Source organism: Agreia sp. Leaf244, assembly GCF_001422695.1.
Lineage (GTDB): Bacteria > Actinomycetota > Actinomycetes > Actinomycetales > Microbacteriaceae > Agreia.
On sequence record NZ_LMLX01000004.1, the window covers coordinates 383,517 to 405,421 of the forward strand.

Below are 21,905 nucleotides of genomic sequence, written 5' to 3' on the forward strand. Positions count from 1 at the left end.
GCGGCCGCGGCGAGCTCAGCTCGCCGGGTAGTTCACCTGGGTGCGCCACCACGGCGTCTCGATGAAGCCGCGCTTGAGGAACAGCAGCTCCATCGAGGCGGTCCAGCCCTCGACGCCCTCGAGCCGCGAGAGCGTCTGGTTGATGAACTCGTAGAGTCGTTCGGCCGAGGGCATGATGACCTCGCAGAACAGCGAGTTCTCGTCGAGCGTGGCGGCCAGGTAGCGAACGGCCGGCTGCTGCGCGAGTTCGCGAGCCACGGCATCCATGCGCGACGGCGCGACCTTCACCGTGAGCAGCGTCTCGGCGCCCATGCCGAGCGCGGGGGCGGGCACGAGGGTGAGGATGTCGATGCACTTCGAGCTGCGCAGGCGTTCGAAGCGGCGCCGCACGCTGGACTCGTTCATGCCGAGCTTGTCGGCGATCGCCTGGAACGTCTCGCGGCCGTCGTCGCGAAGTGAATCGAGGATCTTCCAGTCGGCGGCGTCGAAGTGCGCGGGGCTGCACACCTCGGGCTCGGCGAACTCGGTGAGCCTGCGCGTCTCGTCGCTTCCGCGCGCCGCGTCGGGCAAGGCCAGGGTCTCGGCGAACAGCTGGCGGCCCCAGTCGAACGACACCTTGTAGACGTGCATGATGAGGTCGCTGCGCCAGCGCTCCACGCCCTCGATCGACTGCAGTTCCTCGATCAGCTGGGGGTAGTGGATCGCTCCGCCCTTGACCACGAGCTCGGCGATGATGTCGTAGCCGCCCGTGACCACGGTCACGAAGCGCACGTCTGCGTGCTCGACGAGCTCGGCCGCCACGACGAGCGAGGTTCCCGGCTCGCACGTGATGCGGATGAGGAACGAGTCCACCTCGCCCGTCGAGCCGAGGGCGGGCATCACGCCCACCTTGATGGTTCCCGACTGGATGAGGTTCTGACCCCGCCTCGCGACCGTCGCCGTCGACGAGCCGACGGCATCCGCTATCGCCCGCCAGCTGGCCCGACCGTCGTTCTGCATGGCGACGACGATGCGACGATCGAGCTCGTCGAGGGTGTCGAGCACCGTGAGCGTCACCGCTCGACCGGACTCTCCTCGCGGGGAAGCCGTGTGCGGGTGAGAAACTCCCGAACGGTGCTCGTCCATAGTTCGACCTCTTCGATCTGGGGGGAATGCCCGGACTTCTCGAACACCACCAGCTCTGAGTTCGGGATCAGGTCGGCGATGGTCTGGCTACACGATACCGGCGTGATCCAGTCGTGTCGCCCCACTGTAATCAAAGTGGGAACCGCGACGCTGGGAAGCTGCGGTTTGAGGTCATACGCGGGCAGGTTCACCGAGAACGCGTAGTTGTGCGCCTCGTAGCGATAGGGCGTGGCCTGCACCTTGCGCTCCACGCTCGACGGGTCGTAGCTGAAGTCGTAGAGGGGCAGGATCTCGCGCCAGCAGTCGCGAAGGTCGTCGTTGTCTCTGACCTGCCCGACGTCGATGCGGTCGAACTTCTCCATGTCGACTTTCACGCGGTCGCTGGCGAGGGCGTTCTCGCGGGCCAGGTGCGCGTTGCCGTTGTCGGGCGAGGTGTCGCGCAGCACCATCGCGGTGACCCGCTCGGGGTAGCGGATGGCGTACTCCATCGACATGAAGCCGCCGTACGAGCCGCCCGCCATGATGATGGTCTCGACGCCCATCCACTCGCGCAGTCCGTCGATGTCGGCCGCCCACTGCTCGTGGCTGAACGTGCCCGATCCCTCGCTCTCGCCCGAGCCGCGGGCGTCGAACACCACGACCCGGTACTCGTCGGCCAGGCGGCCGAAGCTCGCCCGTGGTTCCGCCCGCGAGCCCAGGCCCGGAGCGCCGTGGTGCGTGATGATCACGGGTGCGCCCTCGGGGCCGAGCACCTCGACGGCCAGCTCGTTGCCGTTGATGACCACGCGCTGGGCGGTGGTCGTGGCTGCGGCGAATTCGGGGGAGACGGCGTTCTCGGTCATGGTGCTCCTTGCAGTGGTGCGGGTGGTGGGTGGTTCGTTCGTCTTGTTCGTGCGGGCCGGATGGGTCAGAGGTCGATGGTGCAGTCGTCGAGGCCCCGCGGGTACGCCGTGAGCGGCTCGGAGCCCGACGCGGTCACGAGCATGCTGTCGCTGATGCGATAGCCGGCGTGCCCCGGAATGTAGATGCCGGGCTCGTTCGACACGACCATCCCCACCTCGAGCAGGGTGTCGTCGCCCGACTCGAGCCACGGCGGCTCGTGCATGCCCAGGCCGATGCCGTGTCCCTGCCGGTGCCGCAGGTACTGGCCGAGCCCGGCATCCTCGATCACGGCGAGGCAGGTCGCGTTGGCCTCGCGGCATTCCGCGCCGGGCCGGATGGCTCCGCCGCCGATCTCCTGCGCCAGGCGCACCGCCTCGTGATAGCGCCGCTGCTCGTCGCTCGGGGTGCCGAGCACGAAGGTTCGCTCGCCCTCTACGAAGCGGCCGCCCACGGCGCATCCGAGCGACAGCATGAACGTGTCGCCCGGCTGCAAGCGGTAGCCGGAGGGCAGCCCGTGCGGGAACGCGGAATTCGCGCCGGCGTAGATCAGCCCGCCGGCGAGCGGAGACACGACCACGACGTCGTCGTGCTCGGAGTACATGGTGCTCACGCCGGCCCCCGTGACGACGGAGGTGAGCTCGGCCTCGCTGGGCAGCCGGCCGCCGGATGCGATGGCCTCGCGCAGGTGCGCGACCCCGGCCTCGAGCATCAGGTCGGTCACGCGCGCCGCCTCGCGATGCAGCGCGATCTCCTCGTCGAACTTGAGGTAGCGGGCGCGGGTCACGATCGTCGACGGAGTGAACGACGCGTCGGGCAGCTCGGTGATGACGGCCGTGAGCCGCTCGTTCGTCATGTGGGTCGTGAACGCCACGCGCATCCGGCCCGCACCGACGGCCGACGCGAGCGACGCGAACGGCGGCCGGATGCCCGGGAACTCGGCGTACGACACGATCTCGGCGCGGGCGTGCTGGCGCTCGGCGTTCTCGCGCTCGAGCTCGGGCGTCATGAGCACGGTCCGCCCGTCGGCTCCGAGCCACACGGCGACGGGCCGCTCGCACGGGTGGTGGAAGAAGCCGGTGAGGTAGGCCACGTCCTCCGGGTCGTCGGTGACGAGCGCGTCGAATCCGTCGGCCATCAGGGCGTCGCGCACGCGCTGCTGCACGCGGTCGAAGAACACGGGGTCGAGGCGCTGCGAGAAGCGCGTGGCGGTGGCTGCGGCTGCGGCTGCGGCTGCAGTCTCGGTCGATGTCATGGTCCGGATGCTCCTAGCGGGCTCGGTTGCGCGGGTTGCGTGCGTCGTTGTACGCGATCGACAGCAGCGTTGCCGAGAGCACGAGCAGCAGGATCGCGATCGACGGGAACAGGGTCAGCCACCACGCGCTCGACATGGCGCCCGACTGCTGCGCCTCGTACAGGATGCGGCCCCACGACCACGTGGTCGGGTCGCCGAGACCGAGGAACGCCAGGCCCGCGGCCGAGAGCACGGCGCGCGACGCGGTGACCACGACGGAGACGACGATCACGGGAGTGACGGCGGGAATGATGTGCCGGCCGATGATCCAGACGGGCGAGGTCGTCATGAGCCTGGCCGCGTCGACGTAGGGCAGGTTGACCACGGTGAGGGCCTGCGAGCGCACGAGGCGGGTGACCTCGGGCCACGAGAAGGCGGCGACGACGCCGATGATCGTGGTGGTGCTCGGGCCGATGAGGGCGGCGATGAGGATCATGAGGGGAAGCACGGGCAGCGACAACGTGAGGTCCACGATCACGCTGATGAAGACATCCAGCCGCTTGAAATAGGCGCCGATCACGGCGACCAGCGTGCCGATCGCGATGGCGATGATCGATGCGGCGACCGCCACGAGCAGGCTCTGCTGCGTTCCCCAGATCACCTCGCCCAGAACGTCGCGGCCGAGGGAGTCGGTGCCGAAGAGGTACTGCAGGCTCGGCGGTTTCAGCACGTCGCTGCCGTAGCTGGCCGGGTAGCTGGCCAACAGGGGAGCGGCGAGCGCCACGACGACGAGCAGCAGCAGCAGGCCGAGCGAGATCACGCCGAGCGGGTCGCGGCGGAACACCCGCCAGGTGGCGGCGCCAGCCCGGCCGGACTCGGCCACGGGCTCTGCCGAGAGCGCCTCGGAGGAGACGGGCAGGCCGGTGGGGGTCGCGTTGAGCGGATCGAGATTGGTCATGATGTCTTCACCCGGGGGTCGAGGAATCCGTAGACGATGTCGGTGAGCATGTTGGCGACGACGACGGTGATGGCCAGGAGGAGGAAGGCGCCCTGCAGCACCGGGAAGTCGAGCTGGGTGACCGCCTCGTAGATGCCGCGGCCGATGCCGGGGTAGGCGAACACTGTCTCGGTGAGCACCGCGCCTCCCACAAGGAAGCCGAGCTGCAGGCCGATGAGGGTGGTGGTGGGCAGCAGCGCGTTGCGCAGCGCGTGCTTCCACAGGATGCGCCGGTACGGAAGGCCGTTGGCCTTGGCGAGCGTCACATAGTCCTCGCCGAGCGCCTCGATGAGGGTCGAGCGCATGGTGAGAACGTAGGAGCCGAGCTGGATCAGCATGAGTGATACGGCGGGCAGAACCAGGTGGCGGGCGACGCTGGCGTACCAGTCCATGCCGTACGCGTCGGTGTCGTAGGCGCCGCCGATCGGCAGCCACTTGAGCGAGAGGCCGAAGACGAAGAGCAGCAACACACCGATCGAGGGAACGAAGATCGACTGGCCGGTCACGCCGATCACCTGGATGATCTTGTCGAGCACCTTGCCCCGACGGGATGCCGCCAGCACGCCGAGCGGGATACCCACGAGCACGGTGATCACCAGGGCGGTGAAGGTGAGCAGCAGGGTCCACGGCAGGCGCTGCAGCAGCACGTCCATCACCGGAACCGACTGGGTGAACGAGACGCCGAAGTTTCCCTGCAGCATCTGCCACATATAGAGGCCGTACTGAACGATGAGGGGCTGGTCGAGCCCGTACTGGGTGAGAAGGGCCGCCCGCGCCTCCTCTGTCATGTTCGGACTCGCCACCGCCAGGGCCGGGTCTCCGGGCAGGAGACGCAGCAGCAGGAAGGTCACGGTCACGGCGAACCAGATCGTGAACACCCCCCGGCCGAGGCGGGGAAGAACGAAGAACAGACGAGACACGCGGACGGCCCTTTCGTGCGGCTACTGAGCCGCGGTCTTGTGAGCGCTGGCCACTGAGATCGGGTTGACGATCGACAGGAGCTCGCTGGGCTTCGTCACGAAGCCCTCCCACTCTGAACTGTGCGCGAAGTACAGGTTCTGCGTGTACATGATGTTGTCGTAGACCTCATCGTGCACGATCTTCGCGGCATCCCGCATGATCGAGATCTTCTCGTCGGAGTCGGCCGTGACGGCCGCCTTCGCGATGAGCTCGTTCAGCTCGGGATCGTCGACCAGCGTGTAGTTGATCGCCCCACCGGGGAGGTAGGAGAGCGTGAAGTTGGTGACCGGGTCATCCATGATCGCGAAGTTGCCCGCGTAGATGTCGTAGTCGCCGTCGTTCGTCTGGGCGAGGTAGGTGTTGCGCTCCGTGCCCTGAAGCTCGATCGTGATGCCGGCCTCTGCTGCCGAGTCCTTCACCAGCTGCGCCCACTGGCTCGTCACGCTGTCCTGCAGCGAGTAAATGAGCCGGAACGAGACGGGGAAGTTGCCCGAGGCGTCTGCCGTGTAGCCGGCCGACTCCATGAGCTCGCGCGACTTGTCGACGTCGAAGTCGTATTCCTTGATCGACTTGTCGTAGTAGTCGCTCAGCACCGGCATCAGCGGGCTGGAGCCCGTCGAGACGGCCTGACCCTGCAGAACAACGGTGCGGATGGCGTCGTAGTCGACGGCGTGGGCGAGTGCCTGGCGCACCTCGGTCTTCGCGAGGTCGGGGTTCGTCATGTTGTAGGTCATGTGGGCGTATCCGAGCCCCACGACCTCCTCCACGGTGATCCCGTCGGTGGCCTTCAGCTGCTCGACCTGGGCCGGCGGCAGGGCGTTCGCGATCACGTCGACCTCACCCGACTGCAGGGCGAGGATCTCGGTGTTCACGTCGGGGAAGACGCGGTAGACGACCTTCGCCGCCACCGGGGTCCCGCCCTCGACGAGCGGGTACTCGTCGACGCGATCCATCGAGTAGCTCTGGCCGACCTGCACGTCGGTCAGCAGGTACGGGCCTGCCGACACCCAGCCGCCGTCGCTTCCGTCGTTGGCGAATGTGGCCACAGACTCGGCCTTCTCGAACACGTGCTGCGGAACCACGTTGCCCCAGAAGCCGATCTCCTCGACGATCGAGGTGTCGGGCTGGGCGAGGGTGATCTCGACACGGGTGTCCGAGACCGCCTCTGCCGAGACGAAGTTGGCCAGCTGGCCGTAGAAGGTACCGGAGGGGGCGTCCTTCTTCACGGCGTTCATGGTCCACGCCACGTCTTCGGCGGTCACTGGCTCGCCGTCGCTCCACGTCATGTCGTCGCGGATCTCGTAGAAACCGGTCAGCTCGTCGACGTAGCCCCACTCGGTGGCGAGCTGCGGCTCCTTCTTTCCGTCGTCGGCGATCGACAGCAGGTGCGGGTACATGAGGTTCGTGACCCAGTAGTCGCTTCGGCTGTTTCCGATGAGCGGGTTGTAGTTCACCACGTCGGTTGTCGTCGCGATGGTGAGCGTGTCGTTGCCGGCCTCGACCGGACCAGACGACGCCTCGGGCGCCGACGGTGCGCAGGCGCTCAAGACGAACGTGATGGCCGCGGCGGCCGTCACGAGCGTGAGCGCCCTGCCCCTTCGTAGCCCTGTGCGCATGGTGCCTCTGCGCGTGCTGTGATTGTGCATCAAACCCAAACCTCCTCTAGGACCCGCAAGGTGTTTCCTCCCACGACGGCGCGGATTTCGTCGTCGGAGTAGTTGTGCTTCACAAGCCAGCCGATGATGTTGTAGAACTCCTCGGCGGGGTTCTCGACGCCGTCCACATAGGGGACCTTGTCGAAGGTGACACCGCCGTGCGCCTGTCCGAGCGACAGGTTGCCGGCGAAGGCATCGTGCAGTCCGACGTGGTCGCCGAAGAGCGTGTCGGGGCCGAAGCTCACATGCTCGAGCCCGACCAGGTCGACGCAGTACTGGAAGTGGTCCATGACCGAGTCGAGCGAGTGCAGGGGGTGGTTCGGCGAGAGCGTCGTGTGCGGTGCGGCCTCGATGCCGATGACGCCTCCGCGCTTGGCGCACTCGATGATGGTCTCGTCGGTCTTCATGCGGTTCGTCGGCCACAGGCCGCGCGCTCCGGCGTGCGTGATGAAGACGGGCTTGGTGGATGCCTTGATCGTGTCGACGCAGGTGCGGTCGCCCGAGTGGGAGATGTCGATGGCGATGCCGAGCTTGTTCATGCGGGCCACGGCGCGCTCGCCGAAGTAGGTGAGGCCGCCGTCGCCGCGCTCCTTGAGGCCCGATCCGAGCATGTTGGCCTCGGAGTAGGCGATGCCCATCTGGCGCACGCCGAACCCGTAGAGAACGTCGAGGCGGTCGACCTCGTTCTCGATCATCGTCGACGCCTCGAGGGCGAACACGTGCGCGATCTTGCCGTTCTCCTTCGCGTACTGGATGTCTTTCAGCGTCTCGCCCTTGATGACGTAGTCCTGGTGGGCGAGGTCCGCCATGCGCACTCCGAGGTCGAAGAGCACATCCTGGTATTTCCATCCGGCCTCGCTCGAGATGCAGCAGGTGCCGTCCATACCATTGTCGAACACGGCGGTGAGGCCCGAGCGCGCGAGGCCCGCGTAGCCCGTGGGTTCGCGGCCGTACCGGATGCTGTCCTTCACCTCGTCCATGTTCTTGGGGAAGACCTGCACGTGGTCGTGCAGCGAGATGACGGTCTCCTCGCGCAGCAGTGTGGTGGTGCGTTCTTTCTCGGCGTCACTCAGGTCGAGTCCGGCATAGGCCGGAACGCGGCCGATCTGCTCGGCATACTCGAAGGTGTGGTAATCCTTGCCGGCCTCCAGGTAGTCGTAGGCGGTGTAACCGGTGTAGCCCTCTGCGGGATCAAGCACTCGCGATCTCCTTCACGTCGTGGTTCTGTTCGGGATCGCGCGCTTTTGTCATGATTTCGAGGTCATGGTGCGACAACAAGGCGTCCCGAATGCCAATATGGGCGATATCCGGCTTGGATGTCAATCCAAGTGAGCGTATTCGGCATAGATTTATTACGCTTGAAACATTCCGGTAACGATGGCGGGTGAGGATGGGTTCGTGGACATACGAGAAACGACAGCAGTCGGTGAGGTTGCGGCCCTGCGCGTGCGCGACCTGTCCGTCACCTTCACGGGCGGCGGCCGCGAGGTGCGGGCGGTGCGGGGCATCGACCTCGACGTGGCGAAGGGCGAGTTCGTCGCCCTGCTCGGAGAATCGGGCTCCGGAAAATCCGTGACCGCGCGGGCCATCATGGGACTCACCGACGAATTCACCCGCGTCGACGCGGCCGAACTGCGGGTGTCGGGCGTCGACATCCAGGCCCTCGGCGAGAACGAGCGGCGCATGATGCGCGGCGAGCGCATGAGCCTCGTGCTGCAGGACGCCCTCTCGGCGCTGAACCCCGTGATGACGATCGGCAATCAGATCGGCGAGCTCTTCCGGGTGCACCGCGGCTCGACCCGCAAGCAGGCCAGGGCGAGCGCGGTCGAGCTGCTCGGCCTCGTCGGAATCCCGGCTCCCTCGAAGAGGGTCGACGACTACCCGCACCAGTTCTCGGGGGGAATGCGCCAGCGCATCCTGATCGCCATGGCGATCGCCCTCGAACCCGAGATGCTGATCGCCGACGAGCCGACCACCGCGCTCGACGTGACCGTGCAGGCCCAGATCCTCGACCTGCTCGGTTCGCTGCGCGACCAGCTCGGCATGGGCATCCTGCTCATCACCCACGACCTCGGCGTCGTGATGGAGGTGGCCGACCGGCTCGCCGTGATGTACGCCGGGCGCATCGTCGAGCGGGGCGACGCCGACACCGTGCTTGACCGCCCCGCTCACCCCTACACCGAGGCGCTGCTGCGCTCGGTGCCCGAGGCGGGAATCCGGGGTCGCGACCTCATGACCATTCCCGGCTCGCCACCGTCGCCCGCGCAGACCCCGCCGGGCTGCTCGTTCAACCCGCGCTGTCACATGGCGATCGACATCTGCCGCGCCGTGCGCCCGCCGCTCGTCGACGTCGCCGAGGGCCGCGCATCCGCCTGCCACCGATCAGAGGAACTGCTTCATGCCCTCGTCAGTTGAGCCCGTTCTCGACCCGCTCTTCTCCACGCCCATCACCGAGCGCAAGCTCGTGCTCGAGGCGCGTGACCTGCGCCGCACGTTCACGAGCGGATCTCGGCTCAACCCCACTCGCGTCTCGGCCGTCGACGGCGTGAGCCTGCAGCTGCACGCGGGCGAGACTCTCGGCATCGTGGGCGAATCGGGCTGTGGAAAGTCGACGCTGGCCCGCATGCTCGTCGGCCTCGAGCGCCCCGACGGCGGCACGCTCACCTACCACGGCACCGACGTGACCCGCGCGAGGCGCAGTGACCGGCGCCTGCTGCGCACCGGCGTGCAGATGATCTTTCAAGACCCCTACACGTCGCTCGACCCCCGGATGTCGGTGGGCGACATCATCGCGGAGCCCATGGCGGCCACACGGTCGGCTTCGCCCGCCGCGCGCCGCGAACGGGTCGCAGAACTGCTCGGCCTCGTGGGCCTCGCTCCCGACATGATGTCGCGCTATCCGCACCAGTTCTCGGGAGGGCAGCGCCAGCGCATCGGCATCGCCCGGGCGCTCGCGCTCGACCCCGACGTGCTCGTGTGCGACGAGGCGGTCTCGGCGCTCGACGTCTCTGTGCAGGCCCAGGTCATCAACCTGCTGGGCGAGCTGCAGCGCCGACTCGGCGTGGCCATCATGTTCATCGCGCACGACCTCTCGGTGGTGCGGCACATCGCCGACAACGTCGCCGTCATGTACCTCGGCCGCATCGCGGAGCAGGGCGACACGGAGACGGTCTACGGCTCGCCCGCGCACCCGTACACTCAGGCGCTGCTCTCGGCCACGCCGTCGCACAGCCGTGCCGATCGCGGCAAGCTCGCGCGGCGTCGCATCCTGTCTGGCGAGCCGCCGTCGCCGGTGAACCCGCCCACGGGCTGCCGGTTCAACCCGCGCTGCTGGCTGGCGACCGACGAGTGCCGCACCACTCAGCCGCCGCTCCGCGAGGTCGCTGTTGCCTCTGCGACCGCGGCCGCGGACTTGGGCCTGCGCCCGGTGGGCGAGTCCCGAGTGGTGGCCTGCCACCACGCGGAGAAGGCGCTGCAGGAAGCCGCCCTCGCCGGCTAGCAGTGCCCGGTACGGACAGTATGTCCCGGTGCGCCGGTAGCACTTGTCCGCATCGGGCACTTCTGCTCGGCGTCAGCTCGCTCGCGGTCGGTCAGCCGAGCGGGAGCGCCATCTCCAGCTCGTTCTGCGCGCGGTCGAGGGGGTAGGGGATCGTGCGGCCCGTGGCCACGTATCCGCGCCGGGCGTAGAAGGCCTGTGCGCGAGGGTTCTTCTCGTGCACGTGCAGCAGCAGCCTGCCTTCGGGGACCGCGGCGCGCACCCATGCCTCCACGCCGTCGAGCAGCGCATCCGTGAGGCCCTTCGCCGTGCCGCGCCAGGCGGGAGTCACGTAGACGCTGACCAGCATCGCATCGCCCTTGCCGTCGAGATAGGCGCCCATGGTTCCGAGCCAGGCGCCTGTCGACAGGTCGACGGCGGCCAGGCCGAGGCTGCCTTCCCGTGCGGTGCGGGCCGCCCGGAAGCGCCACTCCTGTTCGGGCTCACGCCGCGCGTTCTCGAGGGTCTCGAGAAAGGCCAGAGGGGTGTCGGCGAGCATCTCGAGCCGGAGTTCGCGCATGCGCGGCCAGTCGTCCTCGGCGATGCGCACGATATCGAAGCCTGATTCCACCGGGCGAGAGTAGCGGGCCGGCCCGCGGTGCGCAACCGGGTCGCCGCCTCCCATCCGATGACAGAGGGCGTCCGAATCACCCTCCGAGACGCCCGACGATGGGCGCGGAAAGGCACCACCATGACAGAGATCACTGCTCACCACGGACTTCTGAACGACACGAAACTGCACGTCGACGACACCGGCGGATCGGGCCGCGCCGTCGTGCTCATCCACGGCTGGCCCCTCAGCGGCGAATCATGGAAGTACCAGGTCGGCGCGCTCCAGGCCGCGGGCTACCGCGTCGTCACCTACGACCGACGAGGCTTCGGGCGCAGCGACAAGCCGCTCACCGGCTACGACTACAACACCCTCACCGATGACCTGCAGGCGGTGCTCGAAGCGCTCGACCTGAGCGACGTCACTCTCGTGGGCTTCTCGATGGGCGGCGGCGAGGCTGCGCGTTACTTCACGAAGTTCGGGGCGGAGCGCATCCACAGCGTCGTCTTCGCCTCGGCCGTGCCGCCGTACCTGCTGCAGACGCCCGGCAACCCGGATGGACCCCTCACCGCAGCGCTCGCCGCGAAGATGACGGCAGGCCTCACCGCGAACCAGGAGTCGTTCTACGAGGACTTCACCACGCAGTTCTTCTCGGTCGATGAGAAACTGGTCGTGACCGAGGAGCAGCGCCAGGAGGCCCTGGAGCTCGCGCTGCAGTCGTCGAAGGTCGCCGCGCTCGAGGCGATGGCGTCGTTCGCGAGCACCGACTTCCGCGACGACCTGCCGAACGTCACGGTGCCCGCGCTGGTCATCCACGGCGACGGCGACGCGACGGTTCCGTTCGAGGGGTCGGGCGAGCGCACGCACGCCGCGCTCGCGAACTCCGAGCTGCACGTGGTCGCGGGCGGCCCCCACGGCGTGAACGTGAGTCACGCCGACGAGTGGAACCGGGTCGTCATCGACTTCCTGGCGAAGTAGCGACGCTCGCTCGAACGCGGGTGTTCTCGCCTGGCGCGCCGGTTCTGCCGCCGCTCATCGCGGGAGCACCCGCGCTCGGCGTCACGGGCGCAGGCGCCGGATACGGATGGGTCCGCGCGCGGCAGCCAGGTCGACCGGCTCGCCGCCCTGGGTGATCTCGACCTCGCCGCGGGCGACCAGCCTCGCGGCCGCGCTGCGCGACGCATCCATCAGCCCGCGCCAGTCGTCGTCGCCGACGGCCCGTGCGGCATCCGATGGGCAGATCGTCGAGGTGGGCGCGCGCTTGTCGAGCAGCTCGAGAATCTTCGCCTCGAGGCGCTCGTCGATGTCTGGGGTCTGATCTGCGGGCATGCGTCCAGTCTGCGCGTGCGCGTTTGGAGGCGCAGGGGGGTTGCTCAGGCCGGCAGCGGCCACCACGACGGCAGGAACACGCGGTAGGCCGACATGAAGGCCTCAGTACTGCGCGGCGCCGGGGTCGACAGCCACACGTCGAGCGCGCCCACGGTGCCGTCGGCGATGAAGCGGGCCGCGGCATCCGCCACGAAGCCCACGGGCAGGATGCTCGAGGACTGGGGCACGGTGAGCGCGTGCCGTTCGAGGAGCAGCTCGATGGACCCGGCGAAGTGCTGGCTCAGCAGAGGCTGCAGGCTCGCCGATCCGCTGCCCTCGCCCAGCCCCCGGGTGTAGATGGCATCGTGCGAGTCGACGTGCTCGAGAACCGCGATGGTCACCCGCTCGATGGCCTCGGATGCCTGCGGCCCGGTCTCGAGGTCGGCCTCGCCCAGATAGTGGTCGCGGATCTCGTCGAGCTCGTCGCGAAGCACCCCCTCGAGCAGGCCGACGGGCGACGTGGCGTGCTGGTAGAAGGTGGACCGGTTGATCCCCGCGGCTTTGGCGATCTCCGATGCGGTGATCTCGCTCGCCGGCCGCTCCGAGGCCAGCGCCAGCACGACGGAGGCGAGCTTGGCGCGGGTCTTGATCTGGCGGGAGTCCATGCAGTGATCATAGGAGCGGATTCTCTCTGCCGACCGGTCGGCGACGAGACCGGGCGTCTCATGACTATCTACTTTGACAATCATTATCAATAAGGCTACTTTCGAGAGGACCCGAATCGCATCCGACTTAGAACGGCTCACCCTCCCCGTGAAGAAACTCCTCACCCTCACCGCGCTCGCCGCGGCCACCGCACTGGCGCTCTCCGGCTGCGCGTCCGCATCCACAGACGCCGGAGCGACCGACGACCCGACGAACGAGTCGGGCGTGCGCATCGTCGCCTCGACCAATGTCTACGGCGACATCGCGGAGCAGATCGGCGGGGACCGAGTGAGCGTCACGTCGATCATCGACAGCCCCGACAAGGACCCTCACGAGTACGAGGCCGATGCCCGCACCCAGCTCTCCCTCTCGAAGGCCCAGCTCGTGATCGAGAACGGCGGCGGCTACGACGACTTCGTCGACACCATGCTCTCGGCTGCCGACAACAAGATCGCCCCCGTGCTGAACGCGGCCGACATCTCGGGCTACGACGAGGAGCCCGCCGAGGGCGAGTTCAACGAGCACATGTGGTACGACTTCCCCACCGTGCAGAAGCTCTCCGACGAGCTCGTGAACCAGCTCAGCGCGATCGACCCCGAGGGTGCCGAGACCTACGAGAAGAACGCCGAGACGTTCGACTCGCAGCTCGCCGCGCTCGAGCAGCAGGAGAAGGACATCAAGGCCTCGTTCGATCAGACCGGCGTCGCGATCACCGAGCCCGTGCCGCTCTACATGCTCGAGGCCGCCGGCCTCGTGAACAAGACGCCGGATGCCTTCAGCGAGGCGATCGAAGAGGGTACAGACGTTCCCGCCGACGTTCTCAAGCAGACCCAGGAGCTGTTCTCCTCGGGCCAGGTCAAGGCGCTCGTCTACAACGAGCAGACCGCAGGGGCCCAGACCGAGCTCGTGCTGAAAGCGGCGAAGGATGCCGGAGTGCCGGTCGTTCCCGTCACCGAGACCCTTCCCGACGGCACCGACTACGTCAGCTGGATGACCACGAACCTCAACGCGCTTCAGGGCGCGCTCAGCGGCAAGTAGTCTTCACCGAGTGAAGATCTTCGGGGCGAAGTCGGCGCGAGCCGGCTTAGACAAGGCCCCCTCGCCCCGCAACGCGCCACGCCATGTCGTGCTGCGCGTTCGCGGCGGCGCGCTTCAATTCGGCGAGCGGCGCCTGTGGCACGACCTCGACTTCGACGTGCGCGCGGGCGAGTTCATCGCCGTGCTCGGGGCCAACGGATCGGGCAAGTCGAGCCTGCTGAAGGTCATCCTCGGCCAGCAGCAGCTCAGCGCCGGAACCATGGCGTTCGAGGGGTCCCCCGTCACCCGGGGCAACCGCCGCATCGGATACATTCCGCAGCAGAAGCTCGCCGACGAGGGGGCTCCGCTCCGCGGACGCGACCTGGTCGCCCTCGGCGTCGACGGCCACCGCTTCGGGCTGCCGCTGCCCCGGGCCGCGCGCCGCCGCGAGGTCGACGCCCTGCTCGAATCGGTCGGCGCATCCGAGTTCGCGAATGTGGCCGTCTCGACCCTGTCGGGCGGCGAGCAGCAGCGGCTGCGCGTGGGGCAGGCGCTCGCCGGCGACCCCCGGCTGCTGCTCTGCGACGAACCCCTGCTCTCGCTCGACCTCGCCCACCAGCGCGCGGTTTCCGAGCTCATCGACACGCACCGCCGGCAGCGCGACCTCGGCGTGCTGTTCGTGACCCACGACATCAACCCGATCCTCGACATGGTCGACCGGGTGCTCTACCTGGCGGGCGGCTCCTTCCGCATCGGCACTCCTGACGAGGTGCTGCGCAGCGAGGTGCTCTCCGAGCTCTACGGCTCACCCGTCGACGTCATCCGCACGCGCGGCCGCGTGATCGTGGTCGGGGTTCCGGATGCGCACCACGGCCACGACGGGCACGTGCACCACGACGGCGACCACGAGCCGGATGCGCCCGGCTCGGGCGATGGGGTGCGGCGATGAGCGACATCGACTGGGCCGACCTCTGGTCGCAGGTCTTCAACTTCACCGACTACGGCGAACTGCTCGTTCTGCTGCAGAACTCGATCATCGCCGGCGCCGTGCTCGGCATCGTCGGGGGACTCATCGGCGTGTTCGTGATGTCGAGGGACATGGCGTTCGCCGTGCACGGCATCAGCGAGCTGTCGTTCGCGGGCGCCTCCGCCGGACTGCTCTTCGGAGTCGGCGTCGTCGAGGGCTCCCTCGTGGGGTCGATCGTGGCCGCCCTGATCATCGGCTTCCTCGGCGCGAAGTCGCGTGATCGCAACTCGATCATCGCCGTGCTGATGCCCTTCGGCCTCGGCCTCGGCATCCTGTGCCTCGCTCTCTACCCGGGTCGCAGCGCCAACAAGTTCGGGCTGCTCACCGGCCAGATCGTCGCCGTCGACGACCCCCGGCTGAACTCGCTCATCGCTATCTCGATCGTCGTCGTGATCGGCCTGCTCGTCGTGTGGCGTCCGCTCACCTTCGCCAGCGTCGACGCCGATGTGGCTTCGGCGCGGGGAGTGCCGGTGCGCACGCTCTCCATCGTCTTCATGCTGCTGCTGGGACTCGCGGTCGCCGTGTCGGTTCAGGTCGTGGGCTCGCTGCTGGTGCTGTCGATCCTGGTCACGCCCGCCGCCGCCGCCCTGCGGGTGTCGTCGTCGCCGATCGTCGTTCCCCTCCTCAGCATGTTGTTCGCGGTGCTCTCGCTCGTGGGCGGAATCATGCTCGCGCTCGGCGGATCGGTGCCGATCAGTCCCTATGTCACCACCATCTCGTTCGCCATCTACGTGGTCTGCCGCATCATCGCGGCGTCGCGTGCGCGACGGGGCGTCTCGGGTCGACGGCTGGTGGCTCTGGATGCCTAGGCGAAGCACAGCGACACCGGTTACGGTTGAGGGGATTTCGGCCGCATGTGGCCTCGGAGGTACATCATGGTCGTGAAGCGCAACACCTGGCAGCGCGAGGCGGTGCGTGCTGCACTCGGCACCCAGATCGGCTTCGTCAGCGCACAGGGGCTCCACTCCAATCTGCATTCCAGCGGCTCGCACATCGGGCTGGCCACGGTCTACCGTGCGCTCGCCGACCTGGCCAATGAGGGCGAGGCCGATTCGCTGCAGTCACCCGAGGGCGAGAGCCTCTATCGGGCATGCAGCACCGGGCACCACCATCACCTGATCTGCCGGAGCTGCGGCCTCACGGTCGAGATCGAGGCCGACGAGGTCGAGTCGTGGGCTCGAAAGACCGCCGCGCTGCACGGCTTCTCGCGCCCCGAGCACGTGGTCGACATCTTCGGCTTCTGCAACTCGTGCGTTCCGACGCCCGCCGGCTGAACCCGGGCACCCGCGTACTTGCGCGCATCCGGCCGGTCGCCTAAACTCGGTAGCTGGTCGAGTGGCATCTCCACTCGCATGTACACAAACCCCCACTGATTCATTCGGGGGCGTCGTGTGCCGACAAGCAATCTTGGGTAGAACGCGCGTTGACTCGCGTTTTTCTACGGTAACTATGGAGGAAATCATGGCAGCAACCTGCCAGGTGACCGGCGCCATTCCCGGCTTCGGACACAACATCTCGCACTCGCACCGTCGCACCAAGCGCCGGTTCGACCCGAACATCCAGAAGAAGACGTACTACGTTCCGTCGCTTCGTCGCAACGTGACCCTGCAGCTCAGCACCAAGGGCATCAAGGTCATCGACGCACGCGGCATCGAGAGCGTTGTCAAGGATCTTCTCGCCCGTGGGGAGAAAATCTAATGGCCAAGTCACAGGACGTTCGTCCGATCATCAAGCTGCGTTCGACGGCAGGCACGGGTTACACCTATGTCACCAAGAAGAACCGCCGCAACAACCCCGACCGCCTCGTGCTCAAGAAGTACGACCCGGTCATCCGCCAGCACGTCGATTTCCGGGAGGAGAGGTAACACATGGCCAAGAAGAGCATGATCGCAAAGAACGAGCAGCGTAAAGTCATCGTCGCTCGCTACAACACCAAGCGCCTTGAGCTGAAGAAGGCCCTCGTCAGCCCGACGTCGACCGACGCCGAGCGCGAGGCCGCCCGCCTCGGCCTGCAGAAGCTGCCCAAGAACGCCTCACCGGTGCGCGTGCGCAGCCGTGACGCGGTCGACGGCCGCCCCCGTGGTGTGCTCACGAAGTTCGGCATCAGCCGTGTTCGCTTCCGTGACATGGCTCACCGCGGCGAGCTGCCCGGCATCACGAAGAGCTCCTGGTAGTCCAGCAGTTCTGATCTAAGCATCCAGAAAAGGATGCCGACCCACGGGTCGGCATCCTTTTTTGCGTTTCCGGGGTGCCGGATGCCCCGCGAGGCGCGGTAATCCGCGAAATCTCGGCGATCTCTGATACATTCGTCACGGTCGAACAGACCAGACGTGTGGCCTACTCAAGGTTTCCACCGTTTCGTTTCTAGAGCTGCTTCGCGCAGCACAAGGTCCGAGGAGGACACCCATGGCTGATAAGTCACTCAACAAGACCGAGCTCGTCGCCCAGGTCGCCGCTGCATCCGGCCAGACGCAGTCCGCTGTCAACGAGGTTCTCGACGCTCTCTTCGCGACGCTCGCGGAGTCGGTCGGCAACGACGTCAAGGTCACGATCCCGGGATGGCTCGCTGTCGAGCGCACCTCGCGTGCAGCCCGCGCCGGTCGCAACCCGCAGACGGGTGAGGCCATCCAGATCGCCGCCGGTCACTCGGTCAAGATCTCCGCTGGCTCGAAGCTCAAGGCTGCCGCCAAGTAGTCTTTTCGAATCTTCAACCTCAGGGGTGTCCGCGCTACGCGGGCGCCCCTGAGGCGTTTAACGGGGCCCGCGCTCCCTGAGCCTGTCGAAGGGGCTGCGTCTCGACGGGCTCGACGAACGGGCTCCCCGTTCCCTGAGCCTGTCGAAGGGGCTCCGTCTCGACAGGCTCGACGAACGAGGCAGTCTCGACGGCGGGGTCAGCGGGCGAGCGGGCGGCGCGGGCGCAGCGGCGTGCGGGGCGCCGACGTGGGTGTGCCACCGGATGCCCGGGCCGGCGATGCGGGCGTGCGCCTGACCGCGTCGGCTGCGGCCTCCTGCGGCGCGAAGCTCTCGATGCGCGTGATCGCCGCATCGAGCGCCGCCTCGAGCGGGGTCGTCTCCTCGTGGATCCGCGAGATGAGCAGCCCTCCCTGGAGCGCGGCGAGCAGGCCGGCGGCGAGGGAGTCGGGATCGGCGTCCGACCGCAGCGCATCGGATGCGCGCATCGCCACGAGGCCCGCTCGAACCGGGGCGAGCCAGAGCCCGAATCCGTCGACGAGCCCGGCACGGGCATCCGGATCGGTGTCGACGAGCTCGCTGGCGAGCGACCCGAGTGGCGACCAGCCGTGGAACCCCCGCGTGCCCGCGTGCTCGACCACCGCGTCGCGCCAGGAGCGCAGCGACTCGATGCTGTCGAGTGCCGCGAGCTGCGGCTGCTGTTCCACCGCGACGGCCGCCTCGTGCGCCACGACGGCGCGTATCAGCTCGTTCTTGTCGGAGAAATAGTGGTACAGCTGCGAGGCGCTGACCTGCGCCTCGGCCCTCACCTCGTCGATGCTCGTGCGCGCGGCGCCGCGCTGCCGAACGAGGGCGGCGGCGGCCTCCACGATGCGGGCGCGGGTCGCTGCTCCCTTCGCGGTGAGGGCGGGGCGTCGGGCGGGCATCGTCGCAGTGCTCATGGGAGCTGAGTCTAGGTCGAGTGGAATAGGGCCTCCAGTTCCCACGCCGAGGTGTGCCCGACCGAGCGCAGACCGGGCCGTGTGCTCAGGAATGCCGCGTAAAGTTGACGGGTGCCGAGAGTTGTTCGAACCGTAGGTCCCGCCGTTCTCCTGGCGGTCGCTTTCGTGATGCTGCTCGTCGGTCTGCGCATCGCCGGTGGGGCGGATGCGCAACTCCTGCAGGATCCCGGCCCCGTGGTGCGCTACGGCATCCCGGTCACCAAGATGATCGTGAACCTCGGAGCCGCCGGCGTTCTCGGCGCCCTCGTTCTGGCGGTCTTCGCCCTGCGCTCGGACAAGCCCGAGTTCACCCGCGCGCTCGACGTCGCGGCAGGCTCGGCCGCCGTGCTCACCGTGGCGTCCGCGGCCACGGGCTTCCTCACGTTCCTGCAGCTCACCGTCAAGTCGGTGCGGTTCGACAATTCCTACGGCGAGCTGCTCGGGCAGTTCCTGACCCAGGTCGAGATCGGGCAGGCCTGGCTTATCACCACCCTCATCGCGGCCGCCGTCACCGTGCTCTGCTTCGCGGTGCGCAATGTCACCGCCCTCGTCTTCGTGGGGGTGCTCGCCGTGGTGATGCTCGTGCCCATGGCGCAGCAGGGCCACGCCGCGGGAACGACGGGCCACGACGCCGCCATCACCGCGCTCGGACTTCATCTGGTCTTCGCAGCGGTCTGGCTCGGCGGACTGCTGGTGCTCGTGATCATCTCGCCGCAGCTCGACAACGACCGCATGCTCTCGGTCATCTCGCGGTACTCGACCGTCGCGCTCGTCTGCTTCATCGTGGTCGCGGCATCCGGCTACGTCAGCGCCGAGCTGCGCATCGGAAGCCTCGACAGGCTGCTCACGCCTTACGGCCTGCTCGTGCTGGTGAAGGTCGGAGCCCTGATCGCGCTGGGCATCTTCGGCGCGGCCTACCGGCGGTCGCTCATCCGTCGTCTCGCCGAGACGAGCCGCCGCTACTTCTTCTGGAAGATCGCGGTCGTCGAGCTCGCGTTCATGGGAATCGCGTCGGGTGCCGCCGCCGCACTCGGTCGCTCGGCCCCGCCGGTCGACGACGCCATCCCGGCCGTGCAGACGCCCGCGCAGATCCTCACCGGCGAGCAGCTTCCGCCCGAGCTCGAGCTCTCCCGCTACGTCACCGAGTGGAACTTCGACCTGCTCTGGATTCTGCTGTGCGGCTTCGGCATCGTCTTCTACCTCGCCGGCGTGCGTCGCCTTCGCAAGCGCGGAGACAAGTGGCCCATCCACCGCAGCGTGCTCTGGGTGGCGGGCATGCTGCTGCTGTTCTATGTGACCAACGGCGGCATCAACGTCTACGAGAAGTACCTCTTCAGCATGCACATGCTCGGGCACATGACCCTGAGCATGATGGTGCCGCTGCTGCTCGTGCCCGCCGCTCCGATCACGCTCATCATGCGCGCCGTCGCCAAGCGCCAAGACGGAACGCGGGGCGGTCGCGAGTGGGTGCTGCTCGCGGTGCACTCCAAGATCGGGTCGTTCCTCGCCAATCCCATCGTCGCCGCACTGCTGTTCGCCGGCAGCCTCTGGGTCTTCTACTACTCGCCGCTGTTCCGCTGGGCGACCGTCGACCATATCGGCCACGAGTGGATGATCGCCCACTTCCTCATCACCGGTTACCTGCTCGTGCAGGCGCTCATCGGCGTCGACCCCGTTCCCTACCGCTTCCCCTACCCGTTCCGACTGCTGCTGCTGCTCGCGGTCATGGCGTTCCACGCCTTCTTCGGGCTCGCCATGATGACCGGCAATGGGCTGCTGCTCGCCGACTGGTACGGCGCGATGGGCCGCCCGTGGGGCGTGAGCGCCATCGAGGACCAGCAGGCCGGAGGCGGAATCGCCTGGAGCGTCGGCGAGATCCCCACGGTGATCCTTGCGATCGCCGTCGCCATCCAGTGGAGCAAACAGGACAAGAAGGAGACCACGCGGCGCGACCGCACGGCCGACCGCACGAACGAGGCAGAGCTGGGCGAGTACAACGCGATGCTCGAGCGCCTCAACGCCCGCCGCTGACGCGCGGCTCCGTTCCCTGAGCCTGCGCCGTTCCCTGAGCCGCCCCGTTCCCTGAGCCTGTCGAAGGGCCGGGCCCTGCTACGTGCGCGCCGCGAAGGTGATCGCGCCCGCATCGTCGAGCGAGATCGCGTAGTCGAGAGAGAACGGAATGTCCTCGCTCAGCGCCGACACCGTTCCATCGAAGAGCGACTTCACCTGAACGTCGATGTGTGCGATGCCGGCGTTGGCTGCGAGCAGCCACGACGACGGGCCCGCCACCACCTTGACCTGCGGATACTGCACGATCGACCAGCTCGGATCTCCCTCGATGCGGTCGGTGATGCCCTTCGAGAACGGGCAGCCCACGGGATACAGCACCTTCTGAGTGGCGCACTCGTCGAGAAACGAGGTGAGGCGGTCTGCGACGACCTGGGAGAAGAGCTCGTTGGGAACGGCCTTGACGATGCCGCTCTCCGTCTCGCCGGGCGACGGGAGGGCGACCGCGACGGTGTCGCTCGTGAGGTAGTGGGAGTCGTGCGTGAGAACCACGAGCGACGGCACGAGCACGGTGTACCGGGCCCCCGCGCCGAAGGCGCCCTTGCCGGCCCCGAGATCGGATGCGTCGAGCTCGCCGGTTCCGACCGTCACGCTGGTCGTGTTGGTCACCGCGAGCGAGAGCGTGGCGACGGGAGATTCCTTGAAACGCCACTGGCTGAAGACGCCGTAGCTCGTTCCGCCGCGCTCGACCACGAACTCGCTCTGGGTGCGTGCGGACTGCCGGTCCGCGCCCTGCAGCGTGTAGCTCACGGTGACCCGGTGAATGCCGGACCCCAGATCGCTGTCGTCGGTGACCCGAATGTCGCTGATCGTCGAGAGGGTGTTGCGCTTCAGCAGCGCCGCGCCCGCCGAGTCGGGGGTGAGATCGTCGGGCAGCTCGACTCCGGGCATGCCGAGGGCGCCGTCGACGTCGCGGGCGCCGAGCGTCTGCAGGTAGGTGATGACGAATCCGCTCGAGCCGAACACCGTGAGATTGAGCGCCAGCACGCCGGCGGCGAACACCCCGACGAGCAGCAGCACCGCGCCGCACCAGGCCAACGCGACCTGCGCGGGAGACGTGCGTCTCTTCTGCACACGCACATCCATGGGGTCAGTCTAGGCAATGCCGCCGGGCGCCGGCCGTGCCGGGCGACGCGCCCGGTAGATTGGATGCGCCCCTTGCCGCCGTGCACAGA

At 67.8% G+C, this 21,905-nt stretch carries 24 protein-coding genes; 12 read left to right on the forward strand and 12 right to left on the reverse strand.

The features are described from left to right. Nucleotides 1–15: 15 nt before the first annotated feature. From ASF06_RS13930 to ASF06_RS13960, 7 genes are all read right to left on the reverse strand, one after another. Nucleotides 16–1,056, reverse strand: a complete 1,041-nt coding sequence (locus ASF06_RS13930; protein ID WP_235497314.1) for an Lrp/AsnC family transcriptional regulator — start codon at nt 1,054–1,056, stop codon at nt 16–18. Further along, nucleotides 1,053–1,967, reverse strand: a complete 915-nt coding sequence (locus ASF06_RS13935; protein WP_055948273.1) for an alpha/beta fold hydrolase — start codon at nt 1,965–1,967, stop codon at nt 1,053–1,055. The genes ASF06_RS13930 and ASF06_RS13935 overlap by 4 nt, the downstream gene beginning before the upstream one ends. 65 nt (nt 1,968–2,032) lie before the next feature. After that, complete coding sequence (locus ASF06_RS13940) at nt 2,033–3,259, reverse strand: M24 family metallopeptidase (protein ID WP_082500960.1); 1,227 nt, start codon at nt 3,257–3,259, stop codon at nt 2,033–2,035. A 13-nt stretch (nt 3,260–3,272) separates the two neighbouring features. Next, on the reverse strand, nt 3,273–4,196 hold the full coding sequence (locus tag ASF06_RS13945; RefSeq protein ID WP_055948276.1) for an ABC transporter permease: 924 nt from the start codon (nt 4,194–4,196) through the stop codon (nt 3,273–3,275). After that, complete coding sequence (locus ASF06_RS13950) at nt 4,193–5,155, reverse strand: ABC transporter permease (protein ID WP_055948278.1); 963 nt, start codon at nt 5,153–5,155, stop codon at nt 4,193–4,195. The genes ASF06_RS13945 and ASF06_RS13950 overlap by 4 nt, the downstream gene beginning before the upstream one ends. Before the next feature lie 21 nt (nt 5,156–5,176). Then, nucleotides 5,177–6,841 (reverse strand): ABC transporter substrate-binding protein, encoded by a 1,665-nt coding sequence (locus tag ASF06_RS13955; RefSeq protein ID WP_235501018.1) that lies wholly within the window; start codon nt 6,839–6,841, stop codon nt 5,177–5,179. Then, the gene (locus ASF06_RS13960) at nt 6,841–8,049 is read right to left on the reverse strand and encodes a dipeptidase (protein WP_055933342.1); all 1,209 of its coding nucleotides are present in this window, start codon (nt 8,047–8,049) and stop codon (nt 6,841–6,843) included. Before ASF06_RS13960 ends, ASF06_RS13955 begins: the two co-directional genes overlap by 1 nt. Before the next feature lie 199 nt (nt 8,050–8,248). Between ASF06_RS13960 and ASF06_RS13965 the strand changes: the two genes are divergently transcribed. Both ASF06_RS13965 and ASF06_RS13970 read left to right on the forward strand, forming a co-directional pair. Further along, nucleotides 8,249–9,265 (forward strand): ABC transporter ATP-binding protein, encoded by a 1,017-nt coding sequence (locus tag ASF06_RS13965; protein ID WP_235501019.1) that lies wholly within the window; start codon nt 8,249–8,251, stop codon nt 9,263–9,265. After that, a complete protein-coding gene (locus ASF06_RS13970; protein WP_082500962.1) occupies nt 9,249–10,349 on the forward strand; it encodes an ABC transporter ATP-binding protein in 1,101 nt (366 codons plus the stop codon). Before ASF06_RS13965 ends, ASF06_RS13970 begins: the two co-directional genes overlap by 17 nt. Before the next feature lie 91 nt (nt 10,350–10,440). Here ASF06_RS13970 and ASF06_RS13975 read toward each other — a convergent pair whose 3' ends face one another. Continuing rightward, on the reverse strand, nt 10,441–10,956 hold the full coding sequence (locus ASF06_RS13975; RefSeq protein WP_235501020.1) for a GNAT family N-acetyltransferase: 516 nt from the start codon (nt 10,954–10,956) through the stop codon (nt 10,441–10,443). 120 nt (nt 10,957–11,076) lie between these two features. Between ASF06_RS13975 and ASF06_RS13980 the strand changes: the two genes are divergently transcribed. Then, on the forward strand, nt 11,077–11,913 hold the full coding sequence (locus ASF06_RS13980; RefSeq protein WP_055948283.1) for an alpha/beta fold hydrolase: 837 nt from the start codon (nt 11,077–11,079) through the stop codon (nt 11,911–11,913). A gap of 81 nt (nt 11,914–11,994) precedes the next feature. On the opposite strand, the gene ASF06_RS13985 is transcribed toward ASF06_RS13980, so the two are convergent. After that, nucleotides 11,995–12,264 (reverse strand): DUF3253 domain-containing protein, encoded by a 270-nt coding sequence (locus ASF06_RS13985; protein WP_055948286.1) that lies wholly within the window; start codon nt 12,262–12,264, stop codon nt 11,995–11,997. A 44-nt stretch (nt 12,265–12,308) separates the two neighbouring features. Continuing rightward, nucleotides 12,309–12,908: a TetR/AcrR family transcriptional regulator gene (locus ASF06_RS13990; RefSeq protein ID WP_055948289.1), complete on the reverse strand. Its 600-nt coding sequence runs from the start codon at nt 12,906–12,908 to the stop codon at nt 12,309–12,311. A gap of 148 nt (nt 12,909–13,056) precedes the next feature. Between ASF06_RS13990 and ASF06_RS13995 the strand changes: the two genes are divergently transcribed. From ASF06_RS13995 to ASF06_RS14030, 8 genes are all read left to right on the forward strand, one after another. Beyond that, nucleotides 13,057–13,986: a metal ABC transporter solute-binding protein, Zn/Mn family gene (locus tag ASF06_RS13995; RefSeq protein ID WP_055948292.1), complete on the forward strand. Its 930-nt coding sequence runs from the start codon at nt 13,057–13,059 to the stop codon at nt 13,984–13,986. Between the two features lie 91 nt (nt 13,987–14,077). After that, entirely contained in the window at nt 14,078–14,914 is an 837-nt protein-coding gene (locus ASF06_RS14000; protein WP_200920386.1) for a metal ABC transporter ATP-binding protein, read from the forward strand. After that, nucleotides 14,911–15,801 (forward strand): metal ABC transporter permease, encoded by an 891-nt coding sequence (locus tag ASF06_RS14005; protein WP_055933360.1) that lies wholly within the window; start codon nt 14,911–14,913, stop codon nt 15,799–15,801. The genes ASF06_RS14000 and ASF06_RS14005 overlap by 4 nt, the downstream gene beginning before the upstream one ends. A 66-nt stretch (nt 15,802–15,867) precedes the next feature. Next, the gene (locus ASF06_RS14010) at nt 15,868–16,266 is read left to right on the forward strand and encodes a Fur family transcriptional regulator (protein WP_055948578.1); all 399 of its coding nucleotides are present in this window, start codon (nt 15,868–15,870) and stop codon (nt 16,264–16,266) included. A 187-nt stretch (nt 16,267–16,453) separates the two neighbouring features. Then, nucleotides 16,454–16,690: a 50S ribosomal protein L28 gene (gene rpmB, locus ASF06_RS14015; RefSeq protein ID WP_055782318.1), complete on the forward strand. Its 237-nt coding sequence runs from the start codon at nt 16,454–16,456 to the stop codon at nt 16,688–16,690. Further along, on the forward strand, nt 16,690–16,857 hold the full coding sequence (gene rpmG / locus ASF06_RS14020; RefSeq protein WP_055782315.1) for a 50S ribosomal protein L33: 168 nt from the start codon (nt 16,690–16,692) through the stop codon (nt 16,855–16,857). The genes rpmB and rpmG overlap by 1 nt, the downstream gene beginning before the upstream one ends. Nucleotides 16,858–16,860: 3 nt before the next feature. Beyond that, nucleotides 16,861–17,166: a 30S ribosomal protein S14 gene (gene rpsN, locus ASF06_RS14025; protein WP_044443722.1), complete on the forward strand. Its 306-nt coding sequence runs from the start codon at nt 16,861–16,863 to the stop codon at nt 17,164–17,166. 232 nt (nt 17,167–17,398) lie between these two features. Further along, entirely contained in the window at nt 17,399–17,686 is a 288-nt protein-coding gene (locus ASF06_RS14030; RefSeq protein ID WP_044443721.1) for an HU family DNA-binding protein, read from the forward strand. 197 nt (nt 17,687–17,883) lie between these two features. On the opposite strand, the gene ASF06_RS14035 is transcribed toward ASF06_RS14030, so the two are convergent. Then, the gene (locus tag ASF06_RS14035) at nt 17,884–18,624 is read right to left on the reverse strand and encodes a TetR/AcrR family transcriptional regulator (protein ID WP_200920378.1); all 741 of its coding nucleotides are present in this window, start codon (nt 18,622–18,624) and stop codon (nt 17,884–17,886) included. 111 nt (nt 18,625–18,735) lie between these two features. Between ASF06_RS14035 and ASF06_RS14040 the strand changes: the two genes are divergently transcribed. Further along, nucleotides 18,736–20,694, forward strand: a complete 1,959-nt coding sequence (locus tag ASF06_RS14040) for a cytochrome c oxidase assembly protein (protein ID WP_235501021.1) — start codon at nt 18,736–18,738, stop codon at nt 20,692–20,694. 78 nt (nt 20,695–20,772) lie between these two features. Here ASF06_RS14040 and ASF06_RS14045 read toward each other — a convergent pair whose 3' ends face one another. Beyond that, the gene (locus ASF06_RS14045) at nt 20,773–21,816 is read right to left on the reverse strand and encodes a hypothetical protein (protein WP_055948295.1); all 1,044 of its coding nucleotides are present in this window, start codon (nt 21,814–21,816) and stop codon (nt 20,773–20,775) included. Nucleotides 21,817–21,905 lie beyond the last annotated feature (89 nt).